The following is a 22,256-nucleotide window of genomic DNA, read 5'->3' as shown; positions in this document are numbered from 1 at the left end:
GCAATAGATAAAGCCCTCCCCGCCGGCCCTTCAATCAGCGGAATGCTTTAACGGCACGCTAAACTGCGCTTCAGGGATCCAACGCCTGTTGTGGAAATCCCTCCCCCGGATTCTTACCTCATCCTTGTAAACTTCAACGTACAGCCCTTCACTCGCCTCAGGTCCAAGTACGGTTTCGCCGCCATTGTTGTTGTCCGTCCAAGGCTGGATGACTGAAGACGAGTTCACCATGGTGAAGCCGTCACGCACCAGCGTGTCGGGTAATTTCAGTTCCCAATGAGTATGTGCTGTGAAAAAGATCACCTCAGGATACTCGGACAGAATCCGCTTCAACTCTTCGTGCTGCACGATCGCTCGATTGTTAACGCAGCAAAACGAGGTTCCTGCTACCGTGTGCGGCAGTGGCTGGTGGAGAAACACAAATACCGGTTTGTTCCCCGCGGCGCGTTTTTTCAAAGTCTGTTTGAGCCAATCCAGCTGGGTGTCCGACAAGTATGCATCCTCGAGGTTGGCCGGATCAGATTGCCGATACTGCTCTGATCCCAGAAAAATGAAAGAGTAGCCCTGAATTTGTCTCTCATAATAAACCTGCTTGAGGCCGGCGAAGCGCAGGAACCGCTGGATTGAGGCTTGCTCGGTTTGACCATTTGGAAAGTCCGCGGAGTTCCAATTCCCGCTGCTATCGAACCATGCTTTATAGAATTCATGATTTCCGATGGAATACATTACATGTTTTGCGTGTGGTGTCTCAGCTATTAACTCCTTCAGTTTGTCATAATCTGCGGGCATCCCGTTTGCCAGGTCGCCGTTGATGACTAAGGCGTCCGAATGCGCATCCACCGCATGCAGATCGGTGAGCGCTGATTTAAATTTTTGATGGGAAGCGCCATCCCAAGATTGGATATGAATATCACTGACAACGGGGAACGTGAGCCGAGGTTTTTTCTTAACTATGTCGGAGCCTGTAAAAGACTTGTTGTAGACTGAATCAGCCACCGACTCGTCGTAGACTGAATCAGTTACCGACACCGGCGCGTCAGCTGCGGCGAAGGCGGGCAGCAGGCGCGCGGCAATCAAGCAGAGCGTCAGGAACACGGTACAACTGAGCGTTTTCATTAATTCCCTCCATATCATTGGTTTAGCTGACAATCTCTAGGTTAGAACACCAATGTTATGGGAATGTCATGTCCTCATTTTGTTTTTATTAAGCAAGCGCACGTGTTTGGAAACAAAGAGAAAACTCGTCATCGGTAAAGTTTGGGAGGAAAAATGGGTAAATGAAAAGATACCCGTTTGTAAAGGAGTCACGCTGCAGTGAAACAGACACGCCACATGGAAAAGAACGCAACTAGTCAACTGGAGTCAGCCGAATCACTGCTAAGGGAACTGGAGAACCGACCGAGGGATAAATTGGGCGACGAGGATGTGCAAAGGGTGGCCCACATCGTGAACGAATACCAGAGAAAAATCAAAGCGCACCTGCATGAGCAGCAGGAAAAGAAGGCGAACCGGTTCGACATGTTCGCGGACCGGGTGGCCAACTTCTGTGGTAGTTGGAGTTTTTTGGTTGTTTGGGCAGGCATTATCGCCATATGGCTGGTGTTGGATCACAGCCGGAATTCATTGTTTTTGCTCAGCTTCTGCTTGTCTGTGTTCACCACCTTTCAGGCAGCCTTCATCCAGATGAGCCAGAACCGGCAGGCGTTCAAGGACAAGCAGGAGCAGATGCTGGACAACGCCATTAACTACAAAGCGGAGCAGGAAAATCGGGAGATACAAAATTATTTGCGAAAGATCGACGGGCGCCTGCGAATTTTGGAGAAAGGCCTGCCAGACCGCCCCCTGCAGCGAAGAAGGAAAAAAAGCAGCAACAGCTACTTCTGAGAGGGCTGAGTGAAAGCAGCGGCAGCTCCGAGCGCTATGTACACCCCGCCGGTAAGCCAGTTCCGGATTGCTGCTTTCATTGGGCGCTCCACCACCCACTTACGCGCTCTGGCGGCCAGCAGTGTATACAGCGCGTCACTGATCAGAGCAATGGCTAAGAACAGACAGCCTAAAGTAATAAATTGCAACGTGACGGAGCCCGCTCCCGCGATGATAAACTGCGGTAAAAAGGCGAGGGAAAACAGGGCCGTTTTTGGATTGAAAATAGCTACGACAACAGCTTCAAAAAAATTGATTTCAGCTGCTTGGGGTGAGTTGCTTGACCGCCGGACGGGGCAGTGTTGCTTGAAAACAGTTGTTTGCAGCCGAGATAAATCAAATACGCGGCGCCTGCATATTTCACGATACTAAACGCTAACGAAGATGCGACGAGCAGCGCGGAAACGCCTATGGCTGCCGCTGCCACGTGTACCAGGCCGCCGACCGCCATGCCGAGCACGGACAGCAGTCCGGCTGTTCTGCCGCGGTCGATACTCCTCGCGACAATGAACAGCACGGCGGGGCCAGGCGTCACCACCAGCACGACAACGGCAATGATGAATAACCATAAATGCGAAAATTCCAAGCCAGTTCACTCCCTTCTGAAAAAGACCATATTATGGCATTATTTTACCTGTTTTTCATCAATGCGTAAATGCGAGGAGCGACCTGCGCAACCGCCAGGGGGCCCCCCCTTTTGAGGCGGACAAAAAATTACCTGTCACCCCTTTAGACGGGCGACAGGTAATTTTTGAAATATTGTGTTGCTTGCATCTGACATTCGAACGTGTCAGGCTGCTTGTATGAAATCTCAACGGTGCCGTTGATTACTTGGAGGAGCCGGAACGTTGTTCCTCATTCGCGGCAGCTTCCATCGCGGATCGCGCCCTGTCATTATGCATAACAGCGTCTTCGCGGGCAGCGCCGGGTGATCCATACACGACGCCCTCGGTCGGATTGGACAAATCTTCGCGTGTCAGCTTAGGGATCGGCGCACTTTCTCTCTCCTCGAGATTACTCCTATTGTCTTGGTTCGCCATATCAATTCCTCCTTACCACGTGTGCATCAGACATCTGTGTATAGAGCAACAAAGCCTGCCACGCTGCCGCTTTGGCAGCTACTATGTTATTAAACGTGTTTATTATGTTATAAACATCTTAAGATTTATACAACGGGACATGTTTACTCTGCTCAATTATGGGGTATAAAAGAATACGTGTGCTTAGTGAATCCACCGAGCACGTTACACCCATATTGGAGGTTAATTAATAATGGAAACTGGTACAGTGAAATGGTTCAACGCAGAAAAAGGCTACGGTTTTATCGAACGGGAAAATGGTGAAGACGTATTTGTCCACTTCTCCGCCATCATGGGAGAGGGATTTAAAACTTTGGATGAAGGCCAGCGCGTGCAATTTAATGTTGTGGACGGCCAACGCGGGCCGCAAGCGGAGAATGTCGAAAAATTATGATATAAAAGGATTCGCCTGCTCTTGACGTCGTCCGGAGCAGGCTTTTTTTACGCCGCGCATCCACCCGTTCCACAGGTCTGCAGCCTGGGCATCGGAACCTGGGTATGGTCGCATACTCACTTCCTTTTGGGGACATGCTATTTCTTGGAAAGCGGAGGTGAGTGTTGCACATGGTCCAACAGGAATTGGCGGTACACGAAAAGATGGAACTGCACGAGCTGCTTATGTTTAAAAGCACATGTAAAACGAAATCCGAGGCGATGTCAAGCTTGGCCGCAGAGGGAGATTTGAAATCACTGCTTGACCGCCATGCGAAACAATCGGCTAACCACGTGAATGATCTTCGAACGCTGCTCGGCGGAATGACAATACAATAAGGATGGAGGCAGAAGGCAGATGGATGTTTTTATACAAAATATAACGGGAACCGAGCATCTCACTGACCGTGTCCTCGCGACCGACTTGTTGTTTGCGACAAAGACCGGGATCATCAATGACGCCCGCGCCCTGTCTGAAGCCGCTACCCCTGAGGTGCGCCAGGTGTTGAAAAATCATTTAAATGAATCTATTCATTTTCACGCGAGAGTATTCACCTACATGGTGAACAAGGGCTGGTACAACCCGTACAATGCTGAAGATCAAATTAAGATGGATATGAAGTATTCTGAAACGGCATTGAATCGCAAATAAACAAGGCGGCCTTGCGAGCCGTCTTTTTTTATGCATGTTGTGCCGCGGTGAACATATACTCAGAATGGAGCGATCGCTGATGAAAGAAAGCGTGTTGGCGCTGCTGGCCGGACTGGTCGTAGGTGCTGTGTTTACGCTGTTGAAGCTGCCCATCCCGGCCCCGCCTGTCTTGTCTGGTGTGTTAGGCATCGTTGGCGTTTATTCGGGTGGCGTGCTTATGCAGCGGTTGCTGGAATGGTTCAATAAATGAGTCGGCAAATGGTAATAACTTCTTGTTGCCATGTATGGTTTTGCATGTTATATTTAATAACCTCGGTGGCTGGAGTCCGCTAGGGCCGACCACCAATTCGTTGTCGCGGGGTGGAGCAGCCCGGTAGCTCGTCGGGCTCATAACCCGAAGGCCGCAGGTTCAAATCCTGCCCCCGCAACCAACATGGAGCCGTGGTGTAGAGGCCTAACATGCCTGCCTGTCACGCAGGAGATCGCGGGTTCGAATCCCGTCGGCTCCGCCATTCATTGTGCCGCCGTAGCTCAATTGGTAGAGCAACTGAATCGTAATCAGTAGGTTGGGGGTTCAAGTCCTCTCGACGGCACCAACTCTGACGGCGCCATAGCCAAGTGGTAAGGCAGAGCTCTGCAAAAGCTTTATCCCTAGTTCGATTCTAGGTGGCGCCTCCATCCTAACTATTTGATCCAATTATGCATGTGCCCTTAGCTCAGCTGGATAGAGCGTTTGACTACGAATCAAAAGGTCGGGAGTTCGAATCTCTCAGGGCACGTATTAATACTTCACGCCGGCGGGCGGCACGTTATGTGCACTGTATGTATGGCAAGCACCTTGTGATGCCGCTCTCGCCGCGCGATACTTTCAATTTACGGGACGTAGCTCAGCTTGGTAGAGCACCTGGTTTGGGACCAGGGGGTCGCATGTTCAAATCGTGTCGTCCCGACCACCTGCGGATGTAGTTCAATGGTAGAACTCCAGCTTCCCAAGCTGGTAGCGTGGGTTCGATTCCCATCATCCGCTTAATGTGTTTCATCTTGTGTATACAGATCTCCGGCCCCTTGGCTCATTCGAATCAGGGGCTTTTTTATTACACAAGCGACCGCTCTCCAAAATTACGGCTCCGGGGCCACGGCAGCGCACGACGGAGTGATGTAATGTCGTTTGCCGGGATGCCTGATCATGCAGACGGTGTTGGCTGTGCAAGAAAGAATGGATAATTCCCAAACTGATGTGGGAAACTCATACTATCACAGCCAACAAGGAGGCAATTTTGCGTGTATTTTTATAGAGAACGACTGATTAATGAAATCGTGCCGGACCGGCCGGATCCGGAAGCGGCGAAAGTGTTTCAGGAAATATTGGGCGGCCGCTTTGGCGAAATGCGCACCATGCTGCAATATTCATTCCAAGGCGCTAATTTTAGGGGACCGGCGACACAATTTCGTGATTTGATCAAGGGCATTTTTCTCGAGGAAATCGCACATGTGGAATTGGTGCAGCACACGATTAATGCACTTTTGAACCAGTCGGGCGATTCGCCGACACAGCAGGGTGAGATGGCGGCGCTGCGGGAGGCGGCTGAAGATGCCAACCCGCACCAATACATCATAGGCGCCCAAAGCTCCGTGCCGGAGGACGCGGCCCATAATCCGTTCCTTGGCACTTATGTGTACAGCCATGGGAATTTAGTCAGCGACCTGTTGGATAATCTGGTGTTAGAATCTACCGGTGTTATTCAGAAGACCAGAATTTATGAAATGAGCCATAACAAGACTTTGCGTGAAACATTGGCGTTTCTGATTGTGCGGGACAATGCGCATCAGAACGCGTTCGCCAAAGCACTGGAGACACTCGGTGTGAATTGGGGCAAGCTGCTGCCGATTCCGACCTACGATATCACACGTTTGCCTGAGTGCCGAAAGTACCTCGATATGGGTTATAATAACATTCAATTCAATTTCAGATTGGATGACACCCGGATTGGGGAGATCTTCCAAGGTACCTCGCCAAGCAAGGATGGCGGAGAGCTGCGGATGGTGGAGCCGCCGGCTGGATTCCCTGTGCCGGAACTGCCGGAACTGCCAATACATTATGCTCCGGATCCGCAAGTTAGAGCTAGAACCAATATTTAGAGCGTGGCTGCTGCGTCAAGCACACGGTAGTCAATAATTAACCCGCAGTATGACGATCTGGCGGACAGGTCCCGGTTGCTGCAGTTATCCATGTGCAGCAATACCAGGGGAGCTTGTTCCGCCATTTTCGTTTGGCCTATCCGCCCTGGGATCACAAAGCAGAAGGAGAGAGAGCGATGAAAGTGCTTGTAGTTGGATCAAACGGTCAAATCGGGCGTCAGGTGATCGACTTGCTGCTCAGCAGTGGGGAACATCAGGCGAGAGCCATGGTTCGTACGGCAGAACAAGCCGAAAGGTTCCGTGCACTGGGTGCTGAGACAGTGGTTGCTGACCTGGAAGGAGAGGTCGAAGCAATAACAGAGGCAGCACGAGGCTGTGACGCGATCGTGTTCACCGCGGGCTCAGGAGGGCATACGCCGGCGGACAAGACGCTCTTAGTGGACCTCGACGGTGCTGTAAAAACGATGGAAGCCGCCGAGCAAGCGGGTGTGGATCGCTTTATCATGGTGAGCGCCATTCAAGCGCATAACAGAAGCCGCTGGGCAGAATCGATTAAACCATATTATGCGGCCAAGCATTACGCCGACCGTATGCTGGAAGCGACCAAGCTCAACTATACCATCGTGCGCCCTGGAGGGCTGCTGAACGAGCCAGGCACCGGGAGGGTAGCCGCTGCCGAAAATCTGGCACGCGGATCGATCCCCCGCGCGGATGTCGCAGCGTTCATTCTTGCTGTCTTGCAGGCGCCTAATACATACCGACGTTCATTCGACCTCACATCCGGCGGCGTAGAAATCGCGAAGTCCGTCCAACAGCTATAGCGGTCAAGCCCACCTTGAGACTATACCGCGAGTGTATGTCAACGGTGCTGGAGACCTTGGACTATACCCCGAGTGTGTGTCAACTATGCTGGAGACCCTGGACTATACCGCGAGTGTGTGTCAACTATGCTGGAGACCCTGGACTATACCGCGAGTGTGTGTCAACTACGCTGGAGACCTTAAGGCCATACGAGTGTTTACGCCAAGTTCATCAGAAGCAATGGATTTGGCGCTTCCGTTATGTTGCGAGCATGAACAGTGCCGTACAGTCAACGGGCTCGGCCCTCGCGAATACTAGTATGTTTCTCCTTCGTTTCGACACAACACTGGCTGTGCCACGCCCGGGCAGCGGCTATAAAATGGTTGGACTTTACTAGTGGGTGTGGTATTTTATGTAATTTTAGTATATTGTTAAGGGGAAATTGTAAACGCTATCAATTTCATTTTTAACTTTTTGAAAGCGAATACACGGTGGATTGGGGGTGCGTGGGTATTCATAGCAAATCTGGAGTACGCGGTTGTTAACCTGTGCTTGCAGCTGAAGCGCAGAAGCGTACAGGTCGGCGCACGTGGGAGCTTTTGTGAAAGGCTGGATAACAAACGAGTAAAGGAGATTGTTTTTATGAAAAGAAGGCACCGTCAATGTTTCAGCTTAACCGTTGCCATGGCTGTTTCCTGCGTCAGCTTGTTCTGCCTCACCTCGCCAGTATCCAGAACGTATGCCGCAGACACCGAACTAACCAGAAAAGGCACGGGCACGATGGGCTGGCACGCCACCAATTATGGCGGAGGTTTTACCGAAGATCGAATGGTGGCCAACACCGAGTGGATCGCAAACAACATGAAAGATTTTGGTTATGAATACATTTGCCTCGACGGATGGATCAATGACGGCACCGATCACAATGAAAACGGCTATGTGGTGCGGTACAAGAAATGGATCCACGATTTTGCTTATTGGGCCAACTATGTCCATGCCAAAGGCTTGAAGTTCGGGGTGTATTACAACCCCACATGGGTGCTTAAATCGATTGCGGACGACCCCAACGTAAAAATTGTGGGCACTGATATACCGCTGAAGAGCATCGTTCATCCGGACGATCCGTCGAAAAGCTTTCAGGACTGGTACATGGTGGATCCGAGCTTACCTGGAGCGGAGCAGTACATCAAGGGAATGGTCGATTATTATAAAAGTGCCGGTGCGGACCTGCTCAAGGTTGATTTTATACGATTATTCGATGACGCGTATGGGCCGGAGGCAACCACTACTTTTTATAAATGGATGCGGGAAGCTGCCGGCGATGATATCATTCTATATTACGCGAATCAGAAAAACCGTGATCATGCCGCTGCGGAGAGTGAATATGCAGATATGATCAGAGCCAGCGAGGACTACAGGCAGGACATCTGGTTTCACAACAGCGTGCGTAATCGCGGCCAAGTGAAAGACAACAGCTGGCCTCCGGCTTACAATTTGTTTGACGGACTCGTGTGGCTGTCCGATAAATCGGGCAAGGGCAAAGCGATCCTTGACGGCGATTTTAGTGTACTCAGCTCTTCTACCAGCGATTCGGAAAAGAAATTCAGATTGAGTCTCCTGGCCATGGCAGGCAGCAGTCTTAACATTGGCGACAATTACTCCAATGTCGGAAACAACGACGTCTACTACCAAAACTGGGAAATTATCAATATGAATCAAGCAGGATTTATCGGCAAACCGTTGGTGAGAGATGTCAATGACCCCTTAAGTCAAATTTGGAAAGGTCAGATGCCTGACGGCAGCTGGGTAGTCGGTTTGTTCAACAGGGAAGATACTGTGCAGACTCGTTCCATTGACTTCGCCAAAGACTTGGGCCTGACAGGGAATTACCTGGTGAGCGACATGTGGACTCATGCGCCTTTGGGCAGCATGTCCTCCTATAGTGCGGATATAGAAGCGCATGGCGTCCGATTGATAAAAATATCACAACTGGCTATGGAGCCGAGCGGTGCGTTCTTCCATCGCTCACAGAAGGTGACGCTGCATGGACTTGATCCTAAGGCAAAAATCCACTACACAACCGACGGCAGTGAGCCCGACGCGAGTTCGCCGGAGTATAAAGGCTCCATCAAGATCGATAAAACTACTACGCTGCGCGCCAAAATCATCCAGGGTGACGGTCGGGGCTATGAAGCTGCGGCGAGGTTTATTAAAACCGATACTGACCCTATCGACAAAATTGCTGCCAACATTCAATCCATTCCGGCTCCGGATAAGGGAGCGGAGGCAATTATCATGCCGGCTGTGCCTTACGGTTACACAGTAGATCTCAAAAGCTCAGATCGTGAAGATGTGATTACCAGAAAAGGCTCAATTATCACCCCGAAAGTTGATACCCGGGTAGAACTGGTTTTCGAGGTGAAGCGCAAATCTGAGGGCGGCAAGAGGGAAATCCGCGTCCCGGTTAACGTGCGCGGCAGCGCCAACACGCCGGGCATAGTGATTGAAGGTGAGTCTATGCAGAACAGCACCAGCGGGCCGACCATGACAACCCTGACCGATACGTACGCCAGCCAAGGGAAGTTTCTGCAGACCAAGTCGGCTCCCGCAGTAAACGATTGGGTTGAGCTGACGGTGCATGTAGCCCAAGCCGGAACTTATCGCATGGCATTAGGATACAAAACCTATGGCAACATGGGTACCGCACAGCTGTTTGTCGACGGCAAACCACAGGGCAATCCGGTTGATCAGTATGCGTCCGCCCAGATCATCACGTCCGCCGATTTGGGAGACGTGACGTTCTCCGAGCCTGGCGACCACCGCTTACGTTTTGTCGTAACAGGCAAAAATGCGGGCAGTACCGGGTATCATCTCGGCTTTGATTATATTAAGTTAACCAACAGCAGCATGCCGCCTGTCACCACATCTCAGGCCGATCAGTCCGGCAAATAACGTGCTGGATCGCTAACAGCCCGCAAGGTGCAACCCGCTGGCTGGCTGCGTGGTCCTGCAGATAGACGCGGCAGCCAACAGTCGGCGGCCTCAAGCCCGTTGTGGCATAGCTTATAAACTAGCAGAGTAAGCGTCCGTCGTGCTGCAGCGATGCGCATGCTCAGACGCAAAAGAACCTTCATCTCCACTTCTGAAAGTGGTGAGAAGGTTCTTTTCGCTGACCCTTAGAACGTGATGTTGGAAAAAGGAATCCACAGGCCGACGCCGACCAGCATCCACTGGAACGCCGTTTCGCCGGCGGATCCTGTATCGACAGCGAGATATTTCGGGAGCAAGCGGATTTTCCACGGGAGCGGCCAGAACAGCTGCACTCCGTTCACATTCAGCAAGTCAATCAGCGGATGCGAGGCGTATGCGGCCATAAACACAAGAAAATACAAAGGCGGCAGCGGCAGAGTCAGCAATAGTAGTGCAAGCATGAATAGCAGTGAATGTGTCAACGTGCGGTGACGTACCTTCAGTACCTTGAGCAGTGCAGACAACGGGAACAATATTTTGGCCATCGTTGAGCCCTGCTTATCTACATCGGCCAATGGACCGGCTAAACACCCCAACAGGATAGCGCCCGCCGCCTCCCAGGACAAAAAAGCGACGTCTTCGTAGATGAGCACCATTTCGGCTACGACAAGACCCGCGGCGCTATGCGTTTTTTGTAAAATAATGCATTCCTCCCTGAGCAGATCTCACCTAGTTGTTGTTAGAACAGTATAAAGTTCGTAGCGTATTTGCGAAAACAGTACGTGATTTTTTGCCAGCGCGTTAAAAAAATGTGTTATCTTGTAAGAGCAGATCGGCATCTCATCGTATGCATCTTACATGGTCGACACGAAGGTGGTTTATATGACATGGAGTAAATTTGTGACGAAGTTCCTCAATCTCGGCTTGGAGCGCAAAGTGTGGATTATGACATCTATCGTCGTGCTGCTCACGGTACCGCTTACAGGGCTGTTCTCGTATCATCAGGCTGCTCGTATTCTTGAGACCTACGCGTACAATGCAGCGGAGCAAACGGTGAATCAATTGGGCGAATCCATGAATCAGCAGCTGAAAAGCGTGAGCCATAGTCTTTATTTGATCAATGCCAGCGACGAAATGAAGAAAACGATGGAGTGGGTGGATGGCAAGACAGAGGAAAAGGAACAGGTCAATATGAACCGCATGTATTCTCTTTTTTCTCGCATCCGCCTGACGGAAGACGATATTCGTACGATGTATATGCACACACCGAAAGGCGAGTTTTATGAGGGCTTGCCGTATGAGAAAAAACATGTCGCGTTCCAGGACACGCCATATTACACTGCGATGCAGGGGTCGTCGCTGAATAAGTGGGTTTATCTGGAAGAGGATCCCTTGTTCGCGGCCCCGGGTCCAGTCATCAGCTTGGTATCGAAGCCGGCATATGTGAATGAATCCGGGAGCTCCGAATCATATTTAGTGTTAACGCTTTCCGCAGATAAATATTTGAATAGCTTAAAGGCTATCCAGCTTGTGCCTGAGGGATTTTCCATGATTTTGGACGGTCGGGGCAGGCCGGTTCTCGAATCATCTCCCGACCTCGCGGAAGAACTGCTGAAGCACGATGCTTTTAACAATTTGCAAGCCAATCCTGCTCAGTTTGATGTACATACAGCGGAGCAAGAGTTTTTGGTGAATCATAGGGCAATTCCATTTGCCGGCTGGCACGCTGTTATCGTGCAGCCCAAAAACCGTCTGCTTGCACCGGTGCAATATATTAAATATTTTTCAATAATTTTGACCGTGACGCTGCTGGTTGCATCATTTTTTTTGATCCGCGTCATTGTCCGTTGGGTCAACCAACCGCTGCGCAGCCTGCACATCTTGATGAATCGGGTAAAGGAAGGCGATCTGGGCGTGAGATTCACGCCGAAGTACGCGGATGAAATCGGCGAGCTGGGAGCGCGTTTCAACGAAATGCTTGAAAGGATCAAAGAGCTGATCTTGCGCGTCAAGGAGGAGGGCGACGCCAAGCGGGCTGCGGAAATGCGCGTGCTGCAAGCCCAGATCAACCCTCATTTCTTGTACAATACTTTGGATGAATTGTACTGGCGGTCTCTGGAGTTCCAAGATAAGTCAGCGAGCGAGATGATCTTAGCGTTGTCCAGTTTCTTCCGCCTCAGCTTGAACCAGGGCGATGAGGAAACGACTGTGGCAAAAGAGCTGGAGCATGTAACCCAGTATCTCAAGCTGGTGAATTTTCAATATCAGAGGCAGTTCTGTTTTGAAGTAGACGCCGATGAGCAAACCAAGAATGTGATAGTGCCCAAAATTATACTGCAGCCGTTGGTCGAAAACAGTATATTGCATGCTTTTAAACAAAATGATTACAGCGGCTCTCACATTCTCATCCGCAGCAGACGGGAAGCTGCCGGCATCATACTGTTGTCTGCGGAGGACAACGGCTGTGGCTTGCCTTGTGAGCTGGTCACGCTATTCAACCGTCCGCTGAAAGAGGACTCTATGTTCCCAAGCAATAACTCCTCAGCAAAAGGTTATGCAATCAAGAACATACGCGGCCGGCTGTGGCGGTTTTTCGGAGAGCGGGCCTCGTTCTCGGTGAACAGCGAGAGAGACAGGGGCACCCGCGTGGAAATACGGATCTTCGATGAAAGGAGCAGCTTGAGTGATGAAAGTGCTGTTAGTTGACGACAAGGAAAGCGTTGTGCAGGGGTTAAGCAAGCATGTGCCATGGCAGGAGCTCGGCGTACATGCGGTAGAGACGGCACTGGACGGGCTGCAGGCGCTCGACATTTTTTCCCGTTTTCGAGCCGATCTGGTCATAACAGATATCAAAATGCCCAATATGGGCGGAATCGAGCTCATGCAGCGCTTATCCCGTGAGAGCGATTCCATCCGGTTTATCGTGCTGAGCGGCTATGATGAGTTTGAATACGCCAAGCAGGCCATATCTTTGGGAGCAAGCGAGTATTTGCTAAAGCCTTTCAACGTAGGAGAATTGATTGAAATTGCGGAACGCGTCCTGTCAGAGCTGCGCAAACTGCGTGAGCAAACAGTGCAAAAGGCACTGTATCAGCAAAAGATAGTGAAAAGCCTCCCTGCCCTGCGGGAGCAGTACATGGAGGAGATCATCCGCTTTCGCACGGAGAACAGCCATCAGCTGCAGGAAAAATGGGAGTTTGCCGAAGTCTCTCTGGAGCCGGATCGCTTGGGCGCACTGGTTGTGTCCATCGACGCGTTCGATGAAATATCCCGTCAAACCGTCAACGAGGTGGGGCTCACCCGATTTGTTGTCAAAAATATCGTCGATGATTGCTTAGCGGCTTGGGGGAGAGGGCTCTCCTTTTACTCCGATTGGAACCGGCTGACTGTACTGGCTAATTACGAAGAAGCCGCGCAGCCGGAGCGGGTCAAAGAGGATTTTCTGCACTTTGCCGATTACTGCCGGGACGCGATAGAAAGGCACTCCAAGTTGACCGTGACCGTCGGGGTGAGCTCATTGTGCCCTAAGCTGCGTGATCTGCCGCATGCGCATTCGCAGGCCAGCCAAGCGGTGGAACACATATTCTTTTTCGGCAGCAATCAAGTCATTCACTATGAAGATCTCAGTGAGTTTCGGGTTACACGGGTTGCTTATCCGTCGCAGCAGGAAAAGGCTCTGATCGATCTAGTCCGCGCTGGGCAAACAGACGGCATGCCTGAAGCGACGAACCGCTTTTTTGAGTGCCTTGAAAGCAAGGGGGTGCCGTCTGATATCCGGGCTTCCTGCATCCAACTCGTCACGGTGCTCTACCGGCAATTGTCGGCTTTGGGCATAGAGGACAACGCGTTATCCGATACGCTTGCCGTATGCTACGATCAGTGCGATTCGGCCAAGCTTCCGGAGCTCCGCCACACTGTACTGGCATGGTTCACGGAAGCTGCACACCGGGTGAAGGAACAAACTCAGCAGGGCTCACAGGACCTGTTGGAGCAGGCCAAAACCTACATCCGCGGACAATCGCTGCATTCGATATCATTGTCGATGGTGGCCGAACACGTGAAAGTAAGTCCGAATTACTTGAGTGCTGTCTTTAAAAAGGAGACGGGCCAGACGTTCATTGACTACTTGACCGACCTGAGGTTGCATCAAGCGAAAGAGCTGCTGGCTTACACGAATGATCCGGTATTTGAGATTGCCGAGCGGCTCGGGTACCATGACAGGAAGCATTTTCGTGCGCTGTTTAAGAAAAAGGTAGGCGTCACTCCATCCGAGTTCCGTGACCGGCCGTTTTGGAGCAGGCTGAACAGCTTAAGTAAGTGAAATAACCCCCCCTGCAGAAGAGAAAAATCCCCCTAGTTGATAGAGCAGCCCGGGTTTATACTGAATCACAGAAAGCATAGGGGAGTGACACGCAATGAAATATCTTAAGCTCACAAGTATTGTAATGGCGGCTGCGCTGGTGGCCACAGGCTGTGCGGCCAAGGAAGCGGCCGAGGGAACCTCGGGAGCTGCGGCACCCGACGGCAAAGTGAAACTGACGTTTTGGACCAATGCACGCCATGACGCGGACCTGATGGAACAAAAGATCAAACAGTTCAATGAAACAAACAAGAGCAATATTCAAGTGGAGTACCGCATCATGACCGATAACTATGAGCAAGCGCTGCAGGTAGCGATTCAGTCGGACGAAGCTCCTGATATCATGAACGCGAAGAGTAAGCTCAACATGCAAGACGTGGTGAAAATGAAAGCTATTGAACCGCTCGATGAATACCTGACGCCGGAGATGAAAGCGCGTTTCGGCGAACAGCTGCTCAATCTGGACCGGATTAACACGGTGGACGGCAAGCTGTACACTCTTCCAAACTATGGCTCGACCTTCCGCCTCTTATACAACAAGGACCTGTTTGCGAAGGCAGGCCTGACCGAACCGCCGAAATCATTGGACGAGCTGGTGACTTACGCCAGCAAGATCACCGAGGCCGGCGAGAATGAAGGCGTTTACGGCTTTGCAGTGAACATGAAAAATCCTGTCGCCGCTTTCGAGCGTGCATTGACCCCGTTGGTGCGCCTGGACGGCAAAGACTACTATGATTGGAAAACAGGGAAGTACGACTTCACTATCGTGACCCCTTACGTGGAAACATTCAAGAAGATCGTCGAAAACAAAAGCATGCTGCCAGGTTATGAGTCGCTAGATATCGACCCGCTGCGCAACCAATTTGCACAGGGGAAAATCGGGATGTACATGTCGCTCTCCGCAGAGCCAAGTGTATACGACACGCAATTCCCTACTAAAATCGACTGGGGCGTTGCGCAAGTGCCTACCATCGACGGACAAGCTCCGAAAGGCGCGAATTACATTCATGCAGCGGGCAACTGGCTGTATATGTCCGCCACAAGCAAACATAAGAAAGAAGCCTGGGAATTTATGCAGTACATGTACAGTGACGATGTGCTGGTGCCTTACTTCGAGCAGGGTAAAGGCGTAGGTATCATTCCATCGGTGGTGGAGAAAGCAAAAGAACCGACCTTGAAAAACTTCAAGGATTTCTCGCCGAAGGATGATGCAATCTGGCCGGCCACTTTAACTCACAAGGTCGAAGGTAAGGCGTGGCAGAACGTGATCGCCGAATCCATTCTCGGTGTCACACCTCTCGACAAAGCGATTGCAGACTTGAATAAACGCTATAACGAGGGCTTAGACAATGCAGAAAAAGCCGGTACCGTAAAGCGCGTTGTCATTCCGGATTTCAATCCGAGAAATCTCGTTACGCAATAAAAAGATACCGGTAAGACGCCGCTGCGAGTGCATCAGCAGCGGCTTTCATTTTATCAGATCAAAGAACGAGGAGGATTACATCTATGACCGCATTGAAGAAGGTATGGCGGGCACATTCAGGTCCGTATAGCATGGTGCTGCCCTGTCTGGTGTTCCTGGCGCTATTCACGATTTATCCTCTGGGATGGGCGTTCAAATACATATTCTACGAATATGACGGCTTCTCGCCGGCCACGTTTGTCGGCTTCGACAATTTTGTCCGGCTGTTCACGCGAGACGACCTGTTTTGGCGGTCCGTTTGGAACACACTTATTTTCGCATTCGGGAAGTTGATCGTCACGCTTCCGGTCGCACTTATTTTGGCGGTCATCCTTAATCAAAAAATATTTGCAAGAAATACGCTCCGGGCGATTTTCTTCATGCCCACCATCATAAGCACAGCGGTGATCTCCCTGGTGTTCTACCTGATGTTTAACTCCTATAACGGGATTGTTAACAAGATGCTGCTCCAAAGCGGTTGGGTCGATCAGCCGGTTGAATGGCTGGGAATTGATTATGCCATTATCACTGTCATCTTAGTGGCGATTTGGGGGGCTGTCGGTAATTACATGGTGTTGTTTCTCGCAGGCTTACAGGGGATTCCTAACGATCTGTATGAGAGCGCATCGATAGACGGTGCGAACCGCTGGCAGCAGTTTTACCACATTACGATTCCAATGCTGGGACCGGTCATGCAAGTTATCGTCATGCTGGCCATTGTCAACACGTTAAAAGGCTACGAAAGCATTATGGTGCTGACCGCGGGAGGACCTGCGAACCGGACGGAAGTCATGTATCTGTACGTGTACAAGCTGTTTTTCCCGATATCCGAAGGAGAAGCCGTTGTTCAGCAGTACGGATACGGGGCGGCGGTGGGCTTTGTGTCAGCTTTGATCGTGGGCGTCATCACCGGACTATATTTATACATGACCCGCAAAACTGCGCAAACCAATTAAGAGAGGAGCTTGACGGATGAGTACAGCAGCACATAGAACACCAGTTAACGCCCGGTCACATAGAGAGCCGGTCCGCCCGTTCGCCCTTATCAGCAAGTTGCTTTCGGTTGCGGTGATCAGCCTGTTCGTGCTAGCGATGCTAGTGTTTACGTTGTATCCTGTTGCGTTCTCCCTATTCGGCTCGTTCAAAACCAATATGGAGCTGATGAACAGCAGCAATTTATTACCGGCAGCATTGCAATGGGAAAACTATGCGGAGGCGTGGCAGCGTGCCAACTTCGCCAGGTATACGTGGAACAGCGTATTCATCTCGGCGGCATCCACGGTAATTACGGTTCTCGTTTGTTCCATGGCGGCTTATGCTCTTGGCAGAAGAGCTTTTCCCGGCAACAAATTGATCTTATTCCTGCTAGCAGCCACGATGTTTATTTCGATTGGAGCCATCACATACCGGCCCCTGTACGACATGATGAGAGAAGTGGGCATGCACAAATCGCTGTGGAGCGTGGTATTGATATTCGTGGGTACGCACCTGTCATTCAATATTTTTCTGTTGGAGCGGTTCGTGAAGTCAATACCTAAAGAGCTGGATGAAGCGGCAACGATCGATGGCTGCGGGTTTTACGGCATTTACTGGCGCGTCATCCTGCCGTTAATGGGCCCTGGGCTCGGCGTGGTCAGCCTGTTCTCGTTCCGTGAAGCTTGGAACCAATATATTCTGCCTCTCATCTTCACGATGACACGTCCGGATATGCAGCCGCTCACGGTCGGTGTAATTTCGCTGAAGTATTCTTCCAATGCGGCCGCCGAGTGGCATTTGATGCTGGCAGGATCGATGCTTTCAATGCTTCCGATTTTGTGCGTCTACTTTTTGACCAACAAATCGTTTATCTCAGGCTTGACGCAGGGTTCGGTTAAGGGATAAAGTCACACTATGGAAACGCTTGCGTATGAATTTTACCGTATCTGGAGGGAATCGGATGCCATGGATGGTTACCATCGCCCGGGAGCGCTGGAAAGAGTATTTTGACGTGGACTTTATTGTGAACAAAGCAGAGCGGTCATTGAGTGCGGCGACCGTGCACATAACGGATGCCGTGGCCTCGAAAAGTGAAGGGGGGATACACGACTATTACTCTAACGGCGACTACTGGTGGCCCAATCCCGACACGCCCGACGGGCTGCCGTACGTCAGAAAGGACGGCCAAAGCAATCCGGACAATTTCGACCGGCATCGGTTGATTTTGCGGGAAATGCGTACACACGTCGCCCAACTGGCGAGCGCATATGTGATTACCGGCCATGAAGAGTACGCGCATAAAGCGGTGATGTTTCTTAAGGAGTTTTTCTTGGACGAGCGTACGCGCATGAATCCTCATCTGTTGTACGCTCAGGCGATTCCCGGTGTCTGTGCCGGCCGCGGTATCGGCATTATCGACACGCTCCATCTCATCGATGTGCCGATGGCTGTTCAAGCGCTGATCAGCTCCGCGCACATGACGGATGACGTTCTTGCGGGGCTTCAGCGTTGGTTTGGCGATTACCTCTACTGGATGAGCCACCATGAGAATGGCCTGGAAGAGATGAATCAGAACAATAACCACAGTGTGTGCTGGTTTGTGCAAGCGGCGGCGTTCGCCCATTTCACGCGAAACGACGAAATGCTGCAATTTTGCAGAGCACGGTTCAAAGAGCAGCTGATTCCGGATCAAATGGCATTGGATGGAAGCTTCCCCCGGGAAATTGCGAGAACAAAGCCCTATGGCTACTCGATTTTTGTGTTAGATAATATGGTGACCTTGACCCATGTGCTGTCCACGCCGGATGACGACCTGTGGAAGTTTGAACTGGCGGATGGACGCGGCATTCGGAAAGCCGTCCAGTTTCTGCTGCCCTATTTGGTGGAAAAGGAACGTTGGCCGTTTGCTCAGGACGTGGAATATTACCAGCATTGGCCTGCCGCGATGTCCTCGTTTCTCATTGCCGGCTTAGCCTATGGGCTGGAGCCGTATCTCGATTTGTGGAATACGCTGGAGCGTGACCCGCAGGCTGGCGAAGTGCGGCGCAACATGGCGATAAGGCAGCCGCTGCTGTGGCTCGCTGCGTTCGAAGAGTGATGCAGCTGGGTTGGTTGAACAACAGCTGCCCGGCTGGCGCTACATGACATCGTCGGGGCTTGCTGCGCGCCCGGCGGTGCCCGCACCACCGGCCGGTGCCGGTGATCATGGAATACGCCACACACAGATGAATCTTTTGGGGAGGTGATGTGAGCGCGCTGATTGACACTAGGTGGCATTTGTGTGGGAAATCAATTTACAGCTGGTTAACTAATACTAACTTAGGAGGAATTGTATGAAGCGGTTTATTAAGCAACGTTTGTCCGTGCTGCTCAGCTCAGCCATCATTGCACAAGCATTCGCACTGCCAGGCGAAATCCATGCGTCATCTATTGAAAGCCCTTTCAATGATATTGTACCTGTGTCCGTCACAGACAGCAGCAATGATGGCAACATCCCTGCCAACGCGATAGATCACAACCGCGCAACCAAATGGGGCACGTCCATACCCGGCAACTGGCTTCAGTTTGACTTGGGCGAGCCGAAACAGATCGGCTATCTCGGGATGGCCTTTTACATAGGAGATGCACGGCCCAGCAAATTTGACATTCTCGTCTCTAACGACGGTCACAGCTGGCAGAATGTGTTGACCGGACAGAGCAGCGGCACAACAAACGATATTGAACCTTTTAAGCTCGCTGAGCCCGTCGAAGCCCGTTATGTAAGAATCAGCGGCAACGGAAACACGAAATCGACCTACAGCGGTATCACCGAAGTGCAGATCTATGCGCCGACATCCGATGGCAGCACGCCGGTAGTGTCAGTGCCAAGCTTCGACCCACCCAAGCCTGAAGGATATCAGCCGTTTACAAAAGCGGGAATGTATAACGCGGACGGGTCGGTGCACGCGGTCCACACCCCAAACGCGGTGACTGGCAGGACGATTAACGTGACGGATTTTAATGTCAACTTGGCAGACAATGATACCGATGATACGAAGGGTATTCAGGCGGCTATCGCAGCCGCCCAGCCCGGAGACGAGGTGTATTTGCCGGATGGCGTGTACAATCTGACTGCAAGCACAGACGACTACGCGAACACCTATAACATTCTTTTGAAATCCGGAGTCAACTTCCGCGGGCAGAGCGAGCAGGGTACCGTACTCAAAACAACGCTTGATAAAATCAAAGGGAGCACTGTTTTGAAAGCGCCTTCACTCAATAACATTTTGATTTCGGATTTAATGATCACATCCACCTGGAACAAGGCGTTTCCAACCACAACGTCCAAGAACAACCCCGACGCCGGTGGTCCCGACAATGCGATCACCATCGTTAACGTGGGGGAGCAACCAGCTTATAACATCACGGTCGACAATGTTACGATGGAGCGCTACATGCGGGTTGGGGTCAAAGTCGACAGCAGCCGCGACATCGTCGTACGGAACTGCCTGTTCCGGGATACCACGGACGCTGGCGGAGGGGGAACCGGCTACGGCATGAACTTCCAAGGCCGTCCGAAAGTAGATCGCACCGGTTTCAAGGATGATGCTGTTTGGAATTTAGCTGAAAATAACACTTTCCAAGGGCCACACCTGCGGCACGGAGTACTGGTGCAGTACATGCAGCATAACTCCGTGATAAGAAATAACACGTTCAAAGACATATGGCTCGATGCTATCGACTTACATGGCGAGGGTGAATACCTGAACGAAATCACAGGTAACGTCATCACCAACATTCGCAGCGGAGCCGGTATCGGCTTAGGCAACACGGGGGGCACTGCGCCATACGACCATAGTGCATCCGGTCACGGCAACTTGATCCGTAATAACATCATCACCGAGTCCAACGATGGAGTTACAGTTACGATGGGAACGCCTGGGACCGTGATTGAAAATAACGTCATCAAACAGAGTGACGACGATAACGGCTCCGGCATTACTGTGCAGAACGGTCCTGGCACCATCATCCGAGGCAATGAAATTAGCGGCAGCCCTGTTACAGGCTTCTGGGGCATTCAACTCAAGCATGATAATGGGGATAAAAATGCCGGCTACATCGGCAAAGGAGACCCGAAGGACGTACAAATCGTGTACAACCTGATTGTCGACAATGACAATGGTATCGATGTGCAGGCAGGTACGGGGATCGTGCTGAAAAATAACTATTTGAAAAATGCAACAAAAGATTATAACAAGGGTGCTTCTGCTGACGTTCGCGAGGAATGGCCTCTTGCAACACCTCTCCCACCGACTGTGGTTTCCGCTGACATCACCAGCGATGGGCACGAATTCATCGGAGATGTTGTGCTGAGCGCGCCTAAATTCATGCGAGTGGACTTGTACGCTAATGATAAGGTCATTGGTTCGGTGTACGGTCTCGGCCAACCCGATCTTATCATCCCGGTCCGGCTTGCCAACGGTGACTACACGCTCACTGCCGCTGCTGTCGACCCTTTTGGGCATGTGAGCAAGACAATTGCGGTAACACAGTTAGAGAGGGCGAAATCAGCTAATGCCCATCTTAGCAGTCTGACCGTGAAATCGGATAAGAAATACGGCACGCACGAAGTGGACTTCAACATCGACACTACAGAGTACCGCGTTCAGGTCGACGAGCCCGACAATAAGCTGGTGGTGAATGCGGTGACCGCTGATAGCAAAGCGAAACTGTTCATCGACGGACGAGAGCAGCCCAGCGGCCAAGATGTCGCGTTGGAGAAATTGAAAAAAGGCGACAACGCTTTCAAAATCCAGGTAAAAGCCGAGAACGGCCAGGTGAAAACATATACGCTGATCGTTCGGCGTAAATAGCCTTTCGGGGCCATACGCGAGACGTACCGGACAACGTTGAATAACAACGTTCTCCGGTGCGTTTGTGAAGATCGCGGTGAGAAGGGACAACGTGCCAAAGAAACATTGGGCGAATACACTAGAGCATCTAACCAACAAAGGGGATGTTTTCAATGTATCGTCCAATCAATGCGTGCCCATGGCCGCCTTATACCGTTCAGCCCGGCGACACCGTGCTGCTGCTGGTAGACAAATTCAAGGTGTACTGGAGAGATATCCTGTGGTGGAATCCGTCAATTGCAAATATCAGTACGATAGTTGTGGGGCAGCAGTTATGTATACCCAGAGGTATATGTCCGCCAGGATCCTTTAGCTATACCGTGAAACCCGGAGATACACTTTATCAACTGGCTCTCTATTTTGAGGTGCCATTAGCTCGTCTGCAGCAGGCCAATCCGCGCATTAATCCGAATCTGCTGCAGGTCGGTCAAGTCATTTGCATCCCGGACTCCACGCCTTACAAAGGGTATCCTTTCCCCCGCCACGCTAGAGGCGCTTATTGTTGGCCTGCGCCTGTGTGGGGCTAGTGCCTCGGGCTGAAACGTTGACAACGTATCATAAACCCGGGGGT

The 22,256-nt window shown here is 51.3% G+C and carries 21 protein-coding genes and 7 tRNA genes; 23 read left to right on the top strand and 5 right to left on the bottom strand.

What is annotated here, in order from left to right:
* Nucleotides 1-30: 30 nt before the first annotated feature.
* Complete coding sequence (locus tag CBW46_RS07195; protein WP_089199297.1) at nucleotides 31-1,116, bottom strand: metallophosphoesterase family protein; 1,086 nt, start codon at nucleotides 1,114-1,116, stop codon at nucleotides 31-33.
* 198 nt (nucleotides 1,117-1,314) lie between these two features.
* Here CBW46_RS07195 and CBW46_RS07190 point away from each other — a divergent pair, with 198 nt between their 5' ends.
* Nucleotides 1,315-1,884 (top strand): DUF1003 domain-containing protein, encoded by a 570-nt coding sequence (locus CBW46_RS07190; protein WP_089199296.1) that lies wholly within the window; start codon nucleotides 1,315-1,317, stop codon nucleotides 1,882-1,884.
* Here the strand turns inward: CBW46_RS07190 and CBW46_RS22040 are convergent.
* The 3 genes from CBW46_RS22040 to CBW46_RS07180 all read right to left on the bottom strand — a co-directional run bounded on the left by CBW46_RS22040 (nucleotide 1,875) and on the right by CBW46_RS07180 (nucleotide 2,963).
* The gene (locus tag CBW46_RS22040) at nucleotides 1,875-2,150 is read right to left on the bottom strand and encodes a LysE family translocator (RefSeq protein ID WP_279386456.1); all 276 of its coding nucleotides are present in this window, start codon (nucleotides 2,148-2,150) and stop codon (nucleotides 1,875-1,877) included. The genes CBW46_RS07190 and CBW46_RS22040 overlap by 10 nt on opposite strands.
* A 2-nt stretch (nucleotides 2,151-2,152) precedes the next feature.
* Nucleotides 2,153-2,509, bottom strand: coding sequence for a LysE family translocator (locus tag CBW46_RS22035; RefSeq protein WP_279386455.1), 357 nt, complete (start codon nucleotides 2,507-2,509; stop codon nucleotides 2,153-2,155).
* Between the two features lie 241 nt (nucleotides 2,510-2,750).
* Nucleotides 2,751-2,963: a hypothetical protein gene (locus CBW46_RS07180; protein ID WP_089199295.1), complete on the bottom strand. Its 213-nt coding sequence runs from the start codon at nucleotides 2,961-2,963 to the stop codon at nucleotides 2,751-2,753.
* Nucleotides 2,964-3,195: 232 nt separating this feature from the next.
* Between CBW46_RS07180 and CBW46_RS07175 the strand changes: the two genes are divergently transcribed.
* The 14 genes from CBW46_RS07175 to CBW46_RS07110 all read left to right on the top strand — a co-directional run bounded on the left by CBW46_RS07175 (nucleotide 3,196) and on the right by CBW46_RS07110 (nucleotide 9,978).
* The gene (locus CBW46_RS07175) at nucleotides 3,196-3,396 is read left to right on the top strand and encodes a cold-shock protein (RefSeq protein ID WP_089199294.1); all 201 of its coding nucleotides are present in this window, start codon (nucleotides 3,196-3,198) and stop codon (nucleotides 3,394-3,396) included.
* Nucleotides 3,397-3,566: 170 nt separating this feature from the next.
* Nucleotides 3,567-3,773, top strand: a complete 207-nt coding sequence (locus CBW46_RS07170) for a hypothetical protein (RefSeq protein ID WP_089199293.1) — start codon at nucleotides 3,567-3,569, stop codon at nucleotides 3,771-3,773.
* Nucleotides 3,774-3,792: 19 nt separating this feature from the next.
* Nucleotides 3,793-4,086, top strand: a complete 294-nt coding sequence (locus tag CBW46_RS07165; RefSeq protein WP_089199292.1) for a spore coat protein — start codon at nucleotides 3,793-3,795, stop codon at nucleotides 4,084-4,086.
* 79 nt (nucleotides 4,087-4,165) lie between these two features.
* Nucleotides 4,166-4,336, top strand: coding sequence for a XapX domain-containing protein (locus tag CBW46_RS07160; protein ID WP_089199291.1), 171 nt, complete (start codon nucleotides 4,166-4,168; stop codon nucleotides 4,334-4,336).
* Nucleotides 4,337-4,440: 104 nt separating this feature from the next.
* Nucleotides 4,441-4,517: transfer RNA gene (locus CBW46_RS07155), tRNA-Met, on the top strand.
* 4 nt (nucleotides 4,518-4,521) lie between these two features.
* Nucleotides 4,522-4,598: transfer RNA gene (locus CBW46_RS07150), tRNA-Asp, on the top strand.
* Nucleotides 4,599-4,606: 8 nt separating this feature from the next.
* Nucleotides 4,607-4,682, top strand: a tRNA-Thr gene (locus CBW46_RS07145).
* 8 nt (nucleotides 4,683-4,690) lie between these two features.
* Nucleotides 4,691-4,764: transfer RNA gene (locus CBW46_RS07140), tRNA-Cys, on the top strand.
* Between the two features lie 27 nt (nucleotides 4,765-4,791).
* Nucleotides 4,792-4,865 (top strand) — tRNA-Arg (locus CBW46_RS07135).
* A gap of 97 nt (nucleotides 4,866-4,962) precedes the next feature.
* Nucleotides 4,963-5,039 (top strand) — tRNA-Pro (locus tag CBW46_RS07130).
* Nucleotides 5,040-5,042: 3 nt separating this feature from the next.
* A tRNA-Gly gene (locus CBW46_RS07125) sits at nucleotides 5,043-5,113 on the top strand.
* Nucleotides 5,114-5,367: 254 nt separating this feature from the next.
* Entirely contained in the window at nucleotides 5,368-6,225 is an 858-nt protein-coding gene (locus CBW46_RS07120) for a manganese catalase family protein (RefSeq protein ID WP_089199290.1), read from the top strand.
* Nucleotides 6,226-6,401: 176 nt separating this feature from the next.
* Nucleotides 6,402-7,046, top strand: a complete 645-nt coding sequence (locus CBW46_RS07115) for an SDR family oxidoreductase (protein ID WP_089199289.1) — start codon at nucleotides 6,402-6,404, stop codon at nucleotides 7,044-7,046.
* 622 nt (nucleotides 7,047-7,668) lie between these two features.
* A complete protein-coding gene (locus CBW46_RS07110; protein ID WP_089199288.1) occupies nucleotides 7,669-9,978 on the top strand; it encodes a chitobiase/beta-hexosaminidase C-terminal domain-containing protein in 2,310 nt (769 codons plus the stop codon).
* 224 nt (nucleotides 9,979-10,202) lie between these two features.
* On the opposite strand, the gene CBW46_RS07105 is transcribed toward CBW46_RS07110, so the two are convergent.
* The gene (locus CBW46_RS07105) at nucleotides 10,203-10,697 is read right to left on the bottom strand and encodes a metal-dependent hydrolase (RefSeq protein WP_089199287.1); all 495 of its coding nucleotides are present in this window, start codon (nucleotides 10,695-10,697) and stop codon (nucleotides 10,203-10,205) included.
* 181 nt (nucleotides 10,698-10,878) lie between these two features.
* Between CBW46_RS07105 and CBW46_RS07100 the strand changes: the two genes are divergently transcribed.
* The 8 genes from CBW46_RS07100 (at nucleotide 10,879) to CBW46_RS07065 (ending at nucleotide 22,212) form a co-directional block, all read left to right on the top strand.
* Nucleotides 10,879-12,702 (top strand): cache domain-containing sensor histidine kinase, encoded by a 1,824-nt coding sequence (locus tag CBW46_RS07100; RefSeq protein WP_165842215.1) that lies wholly within the window; start codon nucleotides 10,879-10,881, stop codon nucleotides 12,700-12,702.
* Entirely contained in the window at nucleotides 12,683-14,317 is a 1,635-nt protein-coding gene (locus CBW46_RS07095) for a response regulator transcription factor (protein ID WP_089199285.1), read from the top strand. Before CBW46_RS07100 ends, CBW46_RS07095 begins: the two co-directional genes overlap by 20 nt.
* Before the next feature lie 94 nt (nucleotides 14,318-14,411).
* Nucleotides 14,412-15,779, top strand: coding sequence for an ABC transporter substrate-binding protein (locus tag CBW46_RS07090; RefSeq protein ID WP_089199284.1), 1,368 nt, complete (start codon nucleotides 14,412-14,414; stop codon nucleotides 15,777-15,779).
* Nucleotides 15,780-15,862: 83 nt separating this feature from the next.
* Nucleotides 15,863-16,774, top strand: coding sequence for a carbohydrate ABC transporter permease (locus CBW46_RS07085; RefSeq protein ID WP_089199283.1), 912 nt, complete (start codon nucleotides 15,863-15,865; stop codon nucleotides 16,772-16,774).
* 16 nt (nucleotides 16,775-16,790) lie between these two features.
* On the top strand, nucleotides 16,791-17,699 hold the full coding sequence (locus CBW46_RS07080) for a carbohydrate ABC transporter permease (protein WP_089199282.1): 909 nt from the start codon (nucleotides 16,791-16,793) through the stop codon (nucleotides 17,697-17,699).
* A gap of 55 nt (nucleotides 17,700-17,754) precedes the next feature.
* Nucleotides 17,755-18,891, top strand: a complete 1,137-nt coding sequence (locus CBW46_RS07075; RefSeq protein ID WP_243633197.1) for an alginate lyase family protein — start codon at nucleotides 17,755-17,757, stop codon at nucleotides 18,889-18,891.
* 235 nt (nucleotides 18,892-19,126) lie between these two features.
* A complete protein-coding gene (locus tag CBW46_RS07070) occupies nucleotides 19,127-21,646 on the top strand; it encodes a discoidin domain-containing protein (RefSeq protein WP_089199281.1) in 2,520 nt (839 codons plus the stop codon).
* A gap of 152 nt (nucleotides 21,647-21,798) precedes the next feature.
* A complete protein-coding gene (locus CBW46_RS07065) occupies nucleotides 21,799-22,212 on the top strand; it encodes a LysM peptidoglycan-binding domain-containing protein (RefSeq protein ID WP_165842213.1) in 414 nt (137 codons plus the stop codon).
* Nucleotides 22,213-22,256: the final 44 nt, after the last annotated feature.

Origin of the sequence: Paenibacillus xerothermodurans, from assembly GCF_002220865.2 — a bacterium.
In the GTDB taxonomy this organism is placed as follows: domain Bacteria; phylum Bacillota; class Bacilli; order Paenibacillales; family NBRC-103111; genus Paenibacillus_S; species Paenibacillus_S xerothermodurans.
This window is presented reverse-complemented; position numbering and strand designations above follow the sequence as displayed.